This window comes from Maribacter aquimarinus (genome assembly GCF_047345505.1).
Classification (GTDB): domain Bacteria; phylum Bacteroidota; class Bacteroidia; order Flavobacteriales; family Flavobacteriaceae; genus Maribacter.
Genome location: NZ_JBLFEO010000001.1, coordinates 297,216 through 312,469, shown reverse-complemented (window position 1 = coordinate 312,469; position 15,254 = coordinate 297,216). Strand labels below are relative to the sequence as shown.

Below are 15,254 nucleotides of genomic sequence, written 5' to 3'. Positions count from 1 at the left end.
CTTTGCATCCTACTTAAGCCTACAGGTTCCTTTTCTTGAGTTCGTTCACGGCAAAATCGGCAGCACGTGCCGTTAGCGCCATATAGGTCAGCGATGGGTTTTGGCAGGCGCTGGAGGTCATGCAGGCGCCGTCGGTGACAAAGACGTTTTCTGCGCCCCAAACCTGGTTGTTGCCATTTAGAACGGAGGTTTTCCGATCCCGTCCCATCCGGGCCGTTCCCATTTCATGAATGTTGAGCCCTATATTCCTGAATTCTTTTTTGTCCGTGATGTTCTTAAAGCCCATGCGGTCCAACATCTCCATTCCGGTCTGTACCATGTCCTTGGTCATTGCATGTTCATTTTCCTTGTATTCTGCATCAATTTCCAAGAGGGGCATGCCCCACTCATCCGTTTGATCTGGGCTCAGGCTCACTTTGTTTTCGTGGTAGGGCAGGCACTCCCCCATACCGCTAAAACCAAATTTCCAGGGCCCCAACTGGGTCTGGTCCCGTTTCAGTTCCTCGCCAATGGCCGTTTCGCTCAGGGCGGAGTAAGATGGCCTAAAAGCACCTGCCGCATAGGCATAGCCCCTCTTATAGGAGCTTTGCCGATCATCGCCAAAATTTCGGAAGCGGGGCAAATAGGTTCCGGTTGGCCTCCTTCCATAATAATATTGGTCTGCAAACCCTTCGAACTCACCTTCCACCTTGCAGTTGTAGTTGTGGTCCATAAGGTTGTGGCCCAGTTCACCGGAATCGTTCCCCATTCCTTGCGGAAATCGTTCTGAGGTGGAGTTCAGGAGCAGTAGGGTGGAATTCAGCGTGGAGCCGTTCACAAAAATGACCTTGGCCCCATATTCCATCACCTCCTTGGTCTGGGCATCCATGACGCGGACGCCGGTGGCCTTGCCCAAGTCCTTGTCAAACAGTATTTCCTGGACCACGGAAAAAGGCCTTAAGGTCATGTTCCCCGTGGCCTCCGCTGCGGGGAGGGTACTGGCATTGCTGCTAAAGTAACCGCCAAAGGGACAGCCACGACTGCAAAGGTCCCGGTATTGGCAAGGTCCGCGGTTTTGGTGGCTTACGGTGAGGTTGGCCGTCCTGGATATGACCAGGTGCCGGTCTTTGTACAGTTTTTGCAGACGTGCTTTTACGTGTTTTTCCAGACAGTTCATTTCCATTGGGGGCAGGAAGTCGCCATCTGGGATCTGGGGAAGGCCGTCCCTGTTGCCGCTGATGCCCGCAAAACGCTCCACATAGGTGTACCAAGGGGCTATGTCCCGGTAGCGAATGGGCCAATCCACCCCAATGCCCTCTTTGGCATTGGCCTCAAAATCCATTTCCCCCCAACGCTGGGTCCACCTTGCCCAGAGCAGGGACTTTCCGCCCACCTGGTATCCCCGGATCCAATCAAAGGGCTTCTTTTGTTCGTAGGGGTGTTCCTTGTCCTTTACAAAAAAGTGTTCCGTTGCCTCGTTGAAGGCATAGCACCGGCTCAGCACCGGATTCTCTTCCTTTACCTTTTGCGGTATGCGCCCACGGTGCTTAAACTCCCAAGTGTGCATGGTGGCCGTGGGGTAGTCCTTTATGTGCTCCACCATTCTTCCGCGCTCCAACACCAAGGTTTTCAGTCCCTTTTCGCAGAGTTCCTTGGCCGCCCAGCCACCGCTTATGCCCGAACCTATGACAATGGCGTCATAGGTGTTTTCCTTTTTTGCTTTTCCGTTGATGTTCATAATGCTTTTTGTGGGGATGGGCACGGTGCGCAAACTGCCGCGATAGTGCCCATTGCCGTTAGGCCAAGGTGGTTTTTTGGGTGATGGCCCCCGTTTTTTTATGTTTGAGTATCAGTTTCTTATCGCCGTTGGGCAAAACCTCTTCTTTTACCAGGTAATGATCGGCATCATAGGATTTTTTCTCCACGGTATTCTCGCCGGGGGCATCGCCACGCCAATCTTCCAGGATCACCGGTTCCCATTTTTTGCTTTGCGCGGACGTTAGGGCGGCGTCCAGGATGGCATTCACCACATAGCCGTCATAAAAGGTTTCCAAGGGCTCCCTGTTTTCTTCCAAGGCCTGGAACATGTCCGTGAACATGTGCGGATAGCCCAGCTCGTGGGCCTCATCGCCCACGGGAAAGAGCCATCCGGTATTGCTTTCGGCCTTTTCGGCCACGTAGCCGTCCCCGCCCTTGCCAGTGGTGAACATTTCAAAGCCGGTTCGTAGAAAACTGTTGAGCCAAATGCTGCCCTCCGTGCCCATGACCTCGTCCCTGAGGTCCATGCCGCCCCTAAAGGTCCAGCTCACCTCAAACTGACCTATGGCGCCGTTCGCATATTTTACCAAGCCTATGGCGTGGTCCTCGGCGTCTATGGGGTGCACTTGGGTGTCTGCCCAGCACATGACCTCCAAGGGCTTTATGTGCTTCCCTATAAAATTTCTGCCGATCTCCACGCAGTGGCAGCCCAGATCGATGATGGCACCACCGCCCGATTTTTCCTTGTCCCAGAACCAGTCGCTGTGCGGCCCGGGATGGGCTTCCCTGGATTTTGTCCAAAGCACCCTTCCAATATCGCCCCGTTTTACGCTGTCCATGGATTTCAGGAATTTAGGGGTATAACATAGGTCTTCCAGGTATCCGGCAAAGATGCCAGCTTGTTCCACGGCATCGAGCATGCGCTTGGCCTCCTTGGCGGTTCTGCCAAGCGGTTTGGTACAGATCACGTGTTTTTTTGCTGCGGCGCAGGCCATCACCGCTTCCTCGTGCAAATGGTTGGGAAGGGCGATCAGCACCACCTCCACATCGGGATGCCCAATGGCGGCCTCCATATCCGTCTTAAAATGGGGCAGGCCGTAGTCCTTGGCGAAGCGCCTTGCGTTTTCCTCGCTTCTGGAGTACACCATGACCACTTTGTCCTTACGTCGCTGTGCGTGAAGGGATTCGGCATAAAATCGGGCTATAAAGCCCGAACCAAGCATTGCTATCTTCATATCATCGCTATTTTGGGAGGAGGCATCAGGACCATCCAAAGGTCCGTTCCACGTACTTCCTGCTCTTTTTCCAGGTTTTTTTTAGGGGCAGTTGGGGTTCAAACTTGGCTGGAAAGGCCAATTCCACTGCGCAGCTACCGGAGAATTCCTTGGCCCTGAGGGCCGCCGCAATGGCCCCAAAATCCGTACTGCCCTGACCCACATATTCTGTCCAGACCCCATCTGCGTACTGATCTCTGAGGTGCAGGTACACGATCTGTTCCCCGTAGGTCTCAATAAAGGAAAGGGGATCTACACCGCCCCTGATGAGCCAATTGATGTCCGGCCCCAATTTAAAGTCGGGAAGACGCTGTAGGGTGCCCTTGAGATCGTGCATGTCATTGGCCACTTCATAGGTGTGGTTGTGCAAATTGGCCACAATGCCATGGTCCTTGCATCGATCCCTTATGATGTTGAGAAGATAGGCCTGTGCATCCAGTTCCTTTTCCGTCTTTGGGGTTTCTTTTTTGCTGCCCACGGAGATGCCAAAGGTGGTCCCGCCCAATTGTGCCAAACGCGGCACCACGGTTTCAAGGTCCTTTATGATGGACTTGTGTTGGGAGGCGTCCCACATACCAAGGCCCACCCCGTAGGAGGACCCGGTGACGGGAACCCCGTACTTTTTTGAAAGGGCGCCTATGCGCTGTACCGCATCGTCATGCCGCAATTGGCCCTCCATAAGTTCCACCCCATCCATTCCCGCGTAGCGAAAGTCGGAAAAAACCGATTCCAAAATGGGGGTGCAGTCCCAATGGGGCGGAAAATTACTGGCATACACCCAAACATGCCCGCTTATGGGAACGGTATTTTTGGCCCTTGCCGGGCGTGCGGCCCCCAAACAAGAGGGGAGCAGGACTGTGGCAGCGGAGCCCAGCGCTGTTTTTTGAATAAAGGCCCTTCTGGAGGTTTGTTTCAAAGGTCGTTGGTTTAGCAGGCGGTCTTCCGTGGCTTCGGAAACCCTATTGAACACATCTTTGGTAAAAATAGTCTTTTTAACTTGTATGTACAAGTTGACGATTCCCCTGCTTGTTTGTTAATCTTTTGATAAGAGCCGTATTCCTGTTAACTGTTTGGTTATATTCGTTAAACAAAGTTGTGTCTTATTATGAAAGTATTTGGTTTTATGGGAGTTCTTGGGGCCGCTTTGGCTTTTTTGATCATGTCTTACACACCGCCCCCACAGGAATTTCAGGGTAAGGCCGTTTATTTTGCCAAAAGCACGATGGAACTGGGACGGTGGGGCGCCAGAATGAGCGAGGCCCAGAAAAAGGAAGTCCAAGCGCGCTTAAAGAACCGCTTGGAGAAAAGCTATGTGCTCAATTTTAACCGGGAGGCCTCCGTGTTCTACGAGGAGGATAAATTGGATGCCATGTCCGGCGCCACGGATTCATGGGGCAAAAATTTTGCCCGTGGCAAACAGTACAAGAACGTAAAGGAAAACAGTTTGGTGCAAAGCCAGGAATTTTATGGCAAAAAATTTTTGGTGGAGGATGAACTGTACCGGATAGACTGGAAAATGGGGGAGGAGAGCAAACAGATAGGACAGTACATGTGCTTCAAGGCGATGGCCACGATCCCCTACGAGGAATTGAAATGGTTCGATTTCTCCTGGGGCGAGCTCCGCAACCGGGAACGGGCCAAGGATTCCACCGGAAATGCGGGTGGGGAACCCGAGGTGGAAATGATCTTGGTAGAGGCCTGGTACACCCCGCAAATTCCCGTCTCGCACGGACCGGCAGAGTTTTACGGGCTGCCGGGGCTCATTTTGGAGGTGAGCGCGGGCCAGACCGTGATGCTGTGTTCGGAGGTGGTGATGAATCCTGCCGAAAAAATAAAGATCGAGGCCCCGGACAAGGGAAAATCCATCACCAAAATGGATTATAAGGCCACCATCATTGAGAAAATGCAGGAAATGAGGGACAACCGCGGCAGAAGACGCAGCAGGTAGGCATTGGTCCCCCTTTGGTAAATAAACCCTTCCCATTGTTTGCGCCCCCTTGGTTGGGGGCAGTGGTAGCCCTAAATTTAAACACCCTTAAACCATTTCCCCATTTTTGGGTCATACACTCCCTATACATCTTTTGCCAACCTCTCTATGCGCTCATTGAACCCTTATTCCATTTTTGTTAAGTGCCCTTATCTCTTGGGCCCATTGATGTCAATGCTCTTTTTTGGGTTTACTTCCGCCACAGGGCAGGTCACTTTTCAGGGGAAGGTGCTGGACAGTATAGGCAATCCGTTGGAACTGGCCAACGTCATTGCCATAAACCAGGCCACCAAGGGCCTGGAGAGCTATGGCATCACGGATCAAGCCGGCCAGTTTAAATTGAAACTGGGAAAACAGGGCACTTACGAGCTTCAGATCAGTTATATAGGTCTGGAGACCCTGAAGGAGGTGGTGGTGACCGGAGAAGAGGACATCAGTAAGGATTTTATCTTGCAATCTTCCATAGCCCTGGACGAGGCCGAGGTGGTCTATAAAATGCCGGTGGCGGTGAAGGGCGACACCCTGGTCTATGATGCCGACTCCTTTAACCGGGGCACCGAGCGCAAGTTGGAAGACGTGCTGGAAAACCTGCCCGGGGTGGAGATCAATGAAGATGGACAGATCGAGGTAGAGGGCAAGGTGGTGAACAAGCTGATGGTGAACGGCAAGGATTTTTTTGATGGGGACACCAAACTGGCCACCAAGAACATTCCCAGCAATGCGGTGGACAAGGTCCAGGTGCTTCGGAACTATGCCGAGGTGGGCCAGTTGCGCAGCGTGACCAACAACCAGGACAACGTGGCCATGAACATAAAGCTCAAGGAGGGCAAGGAAAGTTTTTGGTTCGGGACGGTGACGGCCGGTGCGGGTGCCTCCCCGGAAGAAGCCCTTTACATTGCCCAGCCCAAATTGTTCTACTACAGCCCCAAGTACAGCCTTAACTTCATCGGGGACATGAACAATACCGGGGAAGCGGCCCTGACCCGGAGGGACATCAGGAATTTTGGCGGTGGCCTGCGATCGCCCAGCAGGGACAGTGGTACGGCCCTGAACCTGGGGGACAACAGTTTAAATTTTCTCACCAGCCAAGGCAACGCGGTGGACATTGACAACAAATTGCTCTCCGGAAACTTTAGCTACTCGCCCAAAAGCACCTTGGACCTCAGCGGGTTTGCCATTTTTAACAGCAGTCGCATCTTGTCGCGGGAACTCAACTTCATACAGTACACGGATGCCGACCTGGGCATACCGGACGAGGCCACGGAACAGACCAGCAGGGAGCGATCCAACCAAGGCCTACTGAAATTGAGTGCCAAGTATCAGCCCAATGTGAACAACCAGTTGGACTATGATGTACTGGCCCGGATATCCAATGACTCCCAAGACCAGAACCTGGTTTCCTCCGTTCTGGGAAGCACCCAACAGCGCGATGAGGTGACCCCGTACCGCATCAACCAGAACATCAACTATTATTACACCCTGGACGAGAACAATATCTTTGCGTTTGAGGCCCAGCACCTGCTGCAGAACGAAGATCCTTTTTACAATGCCATTTTGTTGAACGACCCCAATGGCGACGATGCCTTTGACAACACGGCCGATGCCCTTGGCCTGAACACGCTCCAGGCCACCTATAACATTGATCAGGAGCGCCGCATTCGCTCCAATCAGTTGGACGCCAAGTTGGACTATTACCACATTTTGAACAAAACCAGCAACCTCAATTTTACCTTGGGCACCATTTTGAGCCGGCAGGAATTCAACTCCAACATCTTCCAATTTTTGGACAATGGCACGGCACTTTCCCCTGAGCCCAGTTTTAACGAGGGTAGGGCCAGCAATGACACCCGGTATGATTTCAGTGATGTTTACCTGGGCGTGCGCTACCGGCTCAAGGCGGGCATCTTTACCCTGACCCCAGGTTTTTCCGTGCACGCCTATGGTAACCAAAACGAACAGTTCAACGAGGGGTTCAAGGAAAACTTTTTCAGGTTCCTGCCCGAGTTCGAGACCCGGATGCAGTTTAAGACCAGTGAGTCCCTTACCCTGACCTACAACATGCGCAACCAGTTCACGGACGTGACCCGCCTGGCGGAAGGGTTGGTGCTGAACAACTTTAACAGTTTGCAGTTTGGCGAGGCGGAGCTGCAAAATGCCCTCTCGCACAACGTGAGCCTGTTCTACAGCAGTTTTAACCTCTTTAACTATACCAATGTCTTTGCGCGTGCGGCCTATTCCAACAACATAGACCAGATTCGGAGCTTTACCAATTTTGAGAACGTGATCCGTACCAGCACCTTTTTTAACAGTAGTTTTGCAGATGAGACCGCAAGTTTGTTTGGCCGCGTACAGCGCACCTTTGGTAAGATAAGGGCCACCTTGAACAGCAGCTTCAATTACAGTAAGATCAACCAGTTCATTCAAAACCGCCGCTCCCTGAACGAGGGCTTTACCCAGACCTATACCCCCGGCCTGCGCACCAATTTTAAGGTGGCCCCCAATATAGACATCAGTTACCGCTACAGCGTAACGGACAACGACCAAGGTGGGCGTAGCACCAAGTTCATAACCCACGCCCCCAGGGCCTCCTTTGACGCCTATATTTGGAAATCCGTGACCTTAAAGAGCAATTACACCTATACGGAGCAGCGTTTGGAAAACGGGGTTTCCCAATCCTTTCAAAACTGGGACGCCACGCTGGGCTACAGGAAGGACAGGGATGCCAAGTGGGAATATGAGGTACGGGCCACCAATATCCTGAACATTGACGCCCAAGTGCGCAACAGCGCCAACAACATTTCGGTCTTTACTTCGGAGACCTTTATCCTGCCCCGTTTCTTGACCTTTCGGGTGGTATATACCCTTTAGGGAAGGGCACTTATTCCTGGACCTGCTCCAACTGGGCCAAGGTCTCCCCTTGATCGGTTTTTAGGTGGAGCACCCCATTGTCAAGGGCATATTGTGCCGTGCGCTCCAGTACTTTCTTAAAGGCCGTGGGGAGTTCCATGTCCGGACAGGCCCGCATCGTGGCCGCAATCTTACCGAAAGTCAATTGGTTGCCGGCAAGAAGAACGTACGCTCCGGAAAAATTGTTGCAACCGGTACTGCCAAAGACCCTGGTGTCCTCGGCATTTAGGGTGAGGTGCGGGGCGGTATCCGCTCCTTCCAAGGCCACTTTTTGGTCTTGCAATTGGACCAAGCGCCACTTCTTCCCTTCCACAAGGGGATCGGGCACTTGCTTCATAAGGCGGTAGTGATCGGCCAGCTCGCCGGTGACGCGGTTGCCCTCCCTGTCCAGGTGAAACAGTATATTTTCGCCCACTTGATATTTGTGGGTTGTGCCATCGGTTTCCGTGAGGGTCACTTTTCTACCGTCGGCATCCCAGACAAAGCTGCCCGTGCTGGTAAAGGTTTCATTGCCCTTGCCCAAATAGGTGGTCTCCCGGCTAAATTGGCCATTTTCCATCAGGGAGACCGTGGTGGCAATGCCCTCGCAATCGGCACAGGGGACAACGCCCCTGTAGGTGCCGCTCCAGTCCAGCGCGTTTTCACTGCTGTGCATGTCCGGTGCAGGTAGCGCTTCTTTGGAGGTGTGGCCCTCACCATCCGTTTCCGTGGTGTTCGTGGTCTTTTTGGTTTCCCCACAGGCCAAAAGCACAACCGCCAAGAGGTAAAACAGTCCTTTCTTCATTTTTCTTTTTTTATTCGTTAACTGGGGTCCATTGGTTAAAAAAGACTCCTATTTCCCACAAAAATAAGGCATTGGGTTTGAAAATCCGTTTCGCTTACCTTGCCATAGTGTACTTTATGTTCCGGCACGGAGGCAAAAGTGGACAAAGCATGGGATGGGTGGGTCTCTGCTCAGTCCAACGGATTCGGATACAATCTTGTTTCATTGTCGCTTCTTTGCGGAAAACTGGCGCAGGGGTGCTGCCAAGTGTTGGTGTCCATTTCGTAGTCACATATTGGCTCACAATTGGCATCAAAAAGCGTACTGCCCTTGTCCATGGTCTCGGTAAAAGTGACCAGGTACACCAGTTCATCTTCCCCAAATGTATAGCTGTAGAGGCTCGCGATGCTTCCGGTACGTAGCTGGTCCTGGAAACAATCCGGGATGTTTTGGTTAAACCGCATGTCTTGCTTTTTTTCCCCGGAGTCGGGAAGCAGGACCGTTTCGGTGGTTTGCCGGGGAATTTCTTGGGGGGGCGTTTCTTTTTTTGCTTCCGGTTTGCAGTTCCAAAAAAGAAGGAGCACACTAAAGAGCATGACGGATGGGCTTGGTGTTTTTTTGGACATATAGATCATTTGATGTGGGCCTTCCCAAAAGGACTTTGGTACAGCTCCCTTTGCACTGCCTAGGTTTGTAAATGGAGATACCAGGAACAAAGAAATTACATTATCGTGAATTCAAAAAAAAATTCCACTTGTTTTAGGCAACATCGCTGTTGAGATGCCCAATGTTTAAACCCAGATGAAGCAATGGAAATTCCATTATGGTTGCAAATCCCTGCAAAACCGATCGTTGCACTGACTTTTGCCCACTCACCGCAGCGCTGGCCTGCCCGACCGATCCATTCAGGCGGGCGCCTCAATCGCAAAAGTCTTGATTTTATTGGTCCCCAGTACTCGGCATACACAGTTCATAACGAAAGTTTAGTGCATGATCTGGGTTAAGGTGGCCCGCAGTTACAAGATCGAGGCGGACAAGTGGTCTTGCCCCATTGGTTTAATTGCGCTGGCCAATGGATATGGGTGCATGCCGTGAGCCTTCTGCCAAGGTTTATAAATCCATTAGGGCACCCAGTAGCCCCCAGAGCTCATTGTCAAAACTGGATGGGCCCAAGGTGGGCTCGCCTGTTGATTCGCCCAAACGCACCACCACCAGATTTTCACTGGGCACTATGTAGAGTTTTTGATCGTTCTTGCCCAGCCCTGCGTACAGGTCGTCCGGGGCATTGGGGATGAGGACCGTGTTAAATACCAATTGCGATTGGGGCAGCATGGCACTTTCCTTCCCGTTTAACCACCATAGATACCCATACGATTTATTGAGGTCTTGCGAGGTGTTGCGCATGGCTTCCATAAATTGTCCATCGGCTAAAATGGGGGTTTCCTCCCATTGGCCGTTGTTCAGATTCAATAAGCCAAAACGGGCCATGCTCCTTGCGTTGCTCCAAAAAACATTGTTGCTGCCATTGGTGGTGATCCACTGTCCGGTCATGCCAACACGCGATTTCAACCTGAGGTCAAAGTAGGTTTCAAAATCCGTATTGGCCGCACGTGCCACCACATCTTGCAGCAGGGTGTAGGGAGCGTTGTGGTAGGACCATCTTGTTCCCGCATCGGCCACATAGGTTAGGCAATCGGGTGTCTTGCAATCTCCCTGTTCATCGTCCATGCCACTGGTCATGGTAAGTTGGTGCCATATGGTGATCAATTGCTCTTTTTCCTGGGGCAGTGCTGTCCAGCCCGGGCCCAGATGATCGGCCGTGCGGTCGTTCAAGCCCAGATAACCTTCATCCTGCGCAAGGCCCACGGTAAAAGCGGTCAGGGTCTTACCGGCCGAAGCCCAGTACCAAGGGGAATCCTTGGTAAAACCATCGGCATACCACTCCATGGCCATTTTACCATTCTTAAGGATCAGAAAGCCCTTGGTGTTCTTTGACGCCAGAAAGGTCTGCAGTTCCGTTAGGGATTCAGCATTCCAATCAAGGGCTTCGGGGGCAATGGTTTCCCAGTTGTCCCTAGCCAATGGCGGGAAGTAAAGCGCATCCGAAACCTTGTCCGGTTCTGTTTCCGTGGAGGTTTCCGTAGCATTGGAGCAGCCCAACATCATACATAATAAAGACAGTACAGAAAGGTTTTGTTTATGCCACATAAGATTTTTTTTAGGGTAAGACCTCCAATGGGTCCATAGGTTTAACGCCGTTCCGCAAGAAATAGTTCAGGAAACCGTTGCCTTTATTTCCCTTATCGTATTTTTGCAGCCCATTGGAAGGCTATGCGTACAAAATCACTCAAAAAGAACAAGATCAACGTGGTTACCCTAGGGTGCAGTAAGAACGTCTATGACTCTGAAGTGCTCATGGGCCAACTGCGCGCCAACAAAAAGGAAGTGGCCCACGAAGCCGAGGGCAATGTGGTGGTGATCAACACCTGTGGCTTTATAGCCAATGCCAAGCAAGAGAGCGTAAACACCATTCTTGAATATGTGGGGAAGAAGGAAGCCGGGGTGGTGGACAAGGTTTTTGTGACCGGTTGCCTGAGTGAGCGCTACAAGCCCGATCTACAGCGGGAAATTCCCAATGTGGACGCCTATTTTGGCACCAGTGAACTGCCCAGCCTTTTAAAGGCCCTGGGGGCCGACTATAAGCACGAACTCATAGGCGAGCGCCTGACCACCACCCCAAAGAACTACGCCTACCTGAAAATTGCCGAGGGTTGTGACCGGCCCTGTTCCTTTTGCGCCATACCGCTCATGCGGGGCAAGCACAAGAGCAAACCGATGGAAGCATTGGTGACGGAGGCCGAGAAATTGGCCGCTAACGGGGTAAAGGAGCTTATTCTGATCGCCCAAGACCTTACCTACTACGGGCTGGACCTGTACAAGAAACGCCATTTGGCAGCACTTTTGGAGCGGTTGGCCGCGGTGGACGGCATTGAGTGGATACGCTTGCACTACGCTTTTCCCACGGGCTTCCCCATGGATGTGCTGGAGGTGATGAAGCGCGAACCAAAAATTTGCAATTACCTGGACATTCCGCTGCAGCACATCTCAGATGCCATTCTAAAGAGCATGCGCAGGGGCACCACCCAGGCCAAGACCACCAAGCTCTTGCAAGATTTCAGGGCCGCCGTGCCCGGAATGGCCATACGCACCACCTTGATCGTGGGCTACCCGGGAGAAACGGAAGAAGATTTCCAGACCCTGAAAAAATGGGTCGAAGAAATGCGGTTTGAGCGTCTGGGCTGCTTCACTTACAGCCACGAGGAAAACACCCATGCCTACAACTTGGAGGATGATGTTCCCGAAGCGGTAAAACAACAACGCGCCAATGCCATCATGGAATTGCAATCACAGATTTCTTGGGAACTGAACCAACAGAAAATAGGGGAGACCTTTCGCTGCATCATAGACCGAAAGGAAGGCAACCACTTTGTGGGCAGGACCGAACACGACTCCCCGGACGTGGACAATGAGGTGCTCATTGATGCGGCCAAACACTACGTAAAACAGGGCGAGTTTGTGGAGGTTCTGATCACCGAGGCGGCAGATTTTGACCTGTACGGTGTGCCCGTGACCGAGTGAGCCCGACCCCAAAACAATCTGATGCCATAAGGGCACAAGCGGAGTCGCCGGTTGCGCTGCCCGTTAGCGCCTGTTCAAATGTGCTTGCCACGTACCAAAGGCCTGGCGTTGCCGCCCGCCTTCATCCAAAAGCCCGGTATCGCGCCACAGTTTGCCCAAATCCCTCACCTCCTCGGGAAAGGTTTCCCAAAGGCGGTCAAAGTCCCGGTGCGCCCACCAGATAACAAAAAGGTAACCTTCTTGCTGGGCATTGGCAAACAGCGTTTGCAGGTAGCGGTTTTGTTGGGCCTCGTTGCCCGCTATGGACACATTTAAACTCGGTACGGACAGGTCTTCCGCCAGATGTGCGGTTTCCACTATGGCAATGGGCTTGTTGGTGCGCTGGTGCAGAAAGTTGAAGGCGGCCTGAAATTCTTCCGGAGTAGCCTGGTTCTTGAAAAATGGGTAAAAACTAATGGCCACAAAGTCCAAGCGGTCTATATGTTGTACAATATCCTCAATGAATTGTTCCGGTTTTGCCACTATGGGCCCATAAAAATTGTGCAGGGAAATGGATTGTGAGATGGGGAGGTCTGGATGTTGTTCCTTTATGCGAAGGGTAACTTTTTCCATTAACGCAGTGTACCCCTGCCACTTTTCGGGACTACGCATTCGCAGCTCGTTTACCTCAATGCCAATGACCAGATAGTCCGGTGCAAACTGGTTCACCAGATAGTTGATGTGCTTTACGTAGGCATTGGCTATGTTGGCATCGTCCAGGCTCGTGTATTCGGGAAGTGTGCCATCAAAATCAAGGGCCAGTTCGTCCCTGTTCTGGTTCAACGGACTCACGGATAGCAAGAGCTGTTTGTTGGGCATTCTTCGGTTGGACCTGCCCAAGATGTCGTTGGTAAATGGGGTGGGCAGTATCCCGTTGTCCATCCAGGCTTTCCAAGGGATGTTGGTATCGATGTGCTCGGTGTAGATGTCCGCGTTGTTTTCAATGAAGGCATAGGTAGCGTCCACATCCTGCATTTGGGGGCCAAAGCTCCAACTGGTGAAGCCCATTCCAAAGGTTCGTTGGGTGTGCTCCGCAGCGGTATCATCGCCATTGCCGGAGCAGCCCAAAAATATGGGGCCTAGGATAAAGAGATAGGGCAGGTGCTTGGCTTTCATGGCAATGGGTTGTTTTGCGCTACTGAATTCAAGTGCTTTCTGTAGCTAATGTAAAACGCTGTAAAGCAGGTGTTTATTGCGTCCTATTTCTCTTAAAACCGCAACTTTGGGCATCGGTTTACAGAAAATTGCACTGCCCCAGCCCCCTTTGGCCGAAGCTACGGCCCAGGGGTGTCTAATTCGTAATCGTTTTGTTTCCCAGGACATCTACGGGTTTTGGTGGTCCATTGGAAATCTTGCCTATTGAACAAAGGACCAAAATGTGCTATTTTGGAAGTGGAAACCCGGTGTTCTGGATATAAGATGGTAAAGTAAGGCAATACCTATTTTGATTGTCACGTTATATGCTCAAATTGATAAGTGTGAAACGGCTCGGGCCATTTTTTGGCTTTAACGCAAGACCACCGGAAAATAGCAAGTTGGAAACATTTTTCCATTTTAGATAAAGGGATATGCACCTACAACAGTTGGAGAAGGACAAAATCATAGAACGACAGCTTCGTTTTCAGGAATTGCTAATGGCCATTTCCACGAAGTACATCAACTCGGATCTTTCGGACATCGACCGGCTGGTAAACGGCTCCCTAAAGCAGATCGGGGAATTTGTGGGGGCGGACCGCAGTTATATTTTTTCCTACGACTTTGTGAACCATACCACCTCCAATACCTATGAATGGTGCGCCGAGGGAATTAAACCTGAACTTGATAATTTACAGCAGGTGCCCACAGAATTTATTCCGCAATGGCTAGAAGCACACCGTAAGGGCCAAGCCTTTTATGTGGAGAACGTGGCCCATTTGCCGGAGGATGGCGAGCATGGGCTACGGGCCATCCTGGAGCCACAGGGCATAAAGAGCCTGATCACCATTCCCAAGATAAAGAACAATGAGCTCATTGGCTTCATCGGGTTCGATTCGGTGAGAAAGATAAATGCCTACAGCGAGAACGAAAAAGAAATTCTCTTTGTCTTTGCCAACATGTTGGTCAATGTCATTCAGCGCAAGGAGAACGAAGAGTACATCCAGGCGCAGGAAAGGAAAAAAGAAGAACTGTTAAGCAGTCTGTCCCGACAAAATGAGGAACTCAGCGAATATGCCCATGTGGTATCGCACGACCTAAAATCGCCCATAACCAATATCCATACCCTGGTGAGCTGGTTCATGGCCGATCAAAAGGACAAACTAACGCCAGAGGAGCTAAGGCCCCTTGGCCTAGTGCTTTTCAACGTGGAAAAAATGGACTCGCTCATCAAGGGCATGCTGGATTATTCCACCATCGGCAGGGTCCGATCTGAAGAACAGGTATTGGATTGCAATGTCTTGGTCCAAGAGGTCTTGGAAGCCATCACCCTGCCCGGGGAAACCACGATTTCGGTGGAGGACAACCTACCCTGCATCACGGGAAACCCATGGCACGTCAAACAGGTTTTTAACCATCTCATTGGCAATGCCATAACCTTTTCCACTTCGGAAAAGGTGGTGGTGCACATTGGATGTACAGCTCGGGACCGTTATTTTGAGTTTTTTGTGAGGGACAACGGCATGGGTATCGAGAAAAAATACTTTGATCGTATTTTCAAGGTATTCCACAAACTGGATGCGGACAGTACCTCCTCCGGCGTTGGACTTTCCATCGTGAAAAGGATCATTGATGTTTACCAAGGGGCCGTTTGGTTGGAAAGTGAACCAGGGGTTGGGTCCACGTTTTACTTTACCCTTCCCAAGCCAAAGGACAAGGATGGCGAATGATGCCCGAAAGGGATCGGTCATTTTACCATTATGGCCTGTTTCCC

The 15,254-nt window shown here is 51.5% G+C and carries 11 protein-coding genes; 4 read left to right on the top strand and 7 right to left on the bottom strand.

Annotated features, from left to right (window positions below; all coding sequences use genetic code 11):
• Nucleotides 1–19: 19 nt before the first annotated feature.
• From ACKWCC_RS01300 to ACKWCC_RS01290, 3 genes are read right to left on the bottom strand one after another with little or no spacing between them, the layout of a single operon-like run.
• Entirely contained in the window at nucleotides 20–1,717 is a 1,698-nt protein-coding gene (locus tag ACKWCC_RS01300; RefSeq protein WP_413994080.1) for a GMC oxidoreductase, read from the bottom strand.
• Nucleotides 1,718–1,775: 58 nt separating this feature from the next.
• Entirely contained in the window at nucleotides 1,776–2,972 is a 1,197-nt protein-coding gene (locus ACKWCC_RS01295) for a Gfo/Idh/MocA family protein (RefSeq protein ID WP_413994079.1), read from the bottom strand.
• 25 nt (nucleotides 2,973–2,997) lie between these two features.
• On the bottom strand, nucleotides 2,998–4,020 hold the full coding sequence (locus tag ACKWCC_RS01290) for a sugar phosphate isomerase/epimerase family protein (RefSeq protein WP_413994078.1): 1,023 nt from the start codon (nucleotides 4,018–4,020) through the stop codon (nucleotides 2,998–3,000).
• 96 nt (nucleotides 4,021–4,116) lie between these two features.
• On the opposite strand from ACKWCC_RS01290, the gene ACKWCC_RS01285 reads away from it, so the two are divergent.
• Together ACKWCC_RS01285 and ACKWCC_RS01280 are read left to right on the top strand one after the other, a co-directional pair.
• Complete coding sequence (locus ACKWCC_RS01285) at nucleotides 4,117–4,959, top strand: GLPGLI family protein (protein ID WP_413994077.1); 843 nt, start codon at nucleotides 4,117–4,119, stop codon at nucleotides 4,957–4,959.
• A 207-nt stretch (nucleotides 4,960–5,166) separates the two neighbouring features.
• The gene (locus ACKWCC_RS01280; protein ID WP_413994076.1) at nucleotides 5,167–7,866 is read left to right on the top strand and encodes a carboxypeptidase-like regulatory domain-containing protein; all 2,700 of its coding nucleotides are present in this window, start codon (nucleotides 5,167–5,169) and stop codon (nucleotides 7,864–7,866) included.
• 10 nt (nucleotides 7,867–7,876) lie between these two features.
• Here ACKWCC_RS01280 and ACKWCC_RS01275 read toward each other — a convergent pair whose 3' ends face one another.
• From ACKWCC_RS01275 to ACKWCC_RS01265, 3 genes are all read right to left on the bottom strand, one after another.
• The gene (locus ACKWCC_RS01275) at nucleotides 7,877–8,689 is read right to left on the bottom strand and encodes a copper resistance protein NlpE N-terminal domain-containing protein (RefSeq protein ID WP_413994075.1); all 813 of its coding nucleotides are present in this window, start codon (nucleotides 8,687–8,689) and stop codon (nucleotides 7,877–7,879) included.
• Between the two features lie 170 nt (nucleotides 8,690–8,859).
• Entirely contained in the window at nucleotides 8,860–9,132 is a 273-nt protein-coding gene (locus tag ACKWCC_RS01270) for a hypothetical protein (protein WP_413994074.1), read from the bottom strand.
• Nucleotides 9,133–9,778: 646 nt separating this feature from the next.
• On the bottom strand, nucleotides 9,779–10,876 hold the full coding sequence (locus ACKWCC_RS01265) for a serine hydrolase domain-containing protein (protein ID WP_413994073.1): 1,098 nt from the start codon (nucleotides 10,874–10,876) through the stop codon (nucleotides 9,779–9,781).
• A 123-nt stretch (nucleotides 10,877–10,999) separates the two neighbouring features.
• Here ACKWCC_RS01265 and rimO point away from each other — a divergent pair, with 123 nt between their 5' ends.
• Complete coding sequence (gene rimO / locus ACKWCC_RS01260; protein ID WP_413994072.1) at nucleotides 11,000–12,307, top strand: 30S ribosomal protein S12 methylthiotransferase RimO; 1,308 nt, start codon at nucleotides 11,000–11,002, stop codon at nucleotides 12,305–12,307.
• A gap of 63 nt (nucleotides 12,308–12,370) precedes the next feature.
• Here rimO and ACKWCC_RS01255 read toward each other — a convergent pair whose 3' ends face one another.
• Nucleotides 12,371–13,462 carry a glycosyl hydrolase 53 family protein gene (locus tag ACKWCC_RS01255; RefSeq protein ID WP_413994071.1) on the bottom strand — a complete coding sequence of 364 codons (1,092 nt, stop codon included), beginning with the start codon at nucleotides 13,460–13,462 and terminating at the stop codon, nucleotides 12,371–12,373.
• A 452-nt stretch (nucleotides 13,463–13,914) separates the two neighbouring features.
• On the opposite strand from ACKWCC_RS01255, the gene ACKWCC_RS01250 reads away from it, so the two are divergent.
• Nucleotides 13,915–15,210 carry a sensor histidine kinase gene (locus ACKWCC_RS01250; RefSeq protein WP_413994070.1) on the top strand — a complete coding sequence of 432 codons (1,296 nt, stop codon included), beginning with the start codon at nucleotides 13,915–13,917 and terminating at the stop codon, nucleotides 15,208–15,210.
• Nucleotides 15,211–15,254 lie beyond the last annotated feature (44 nt).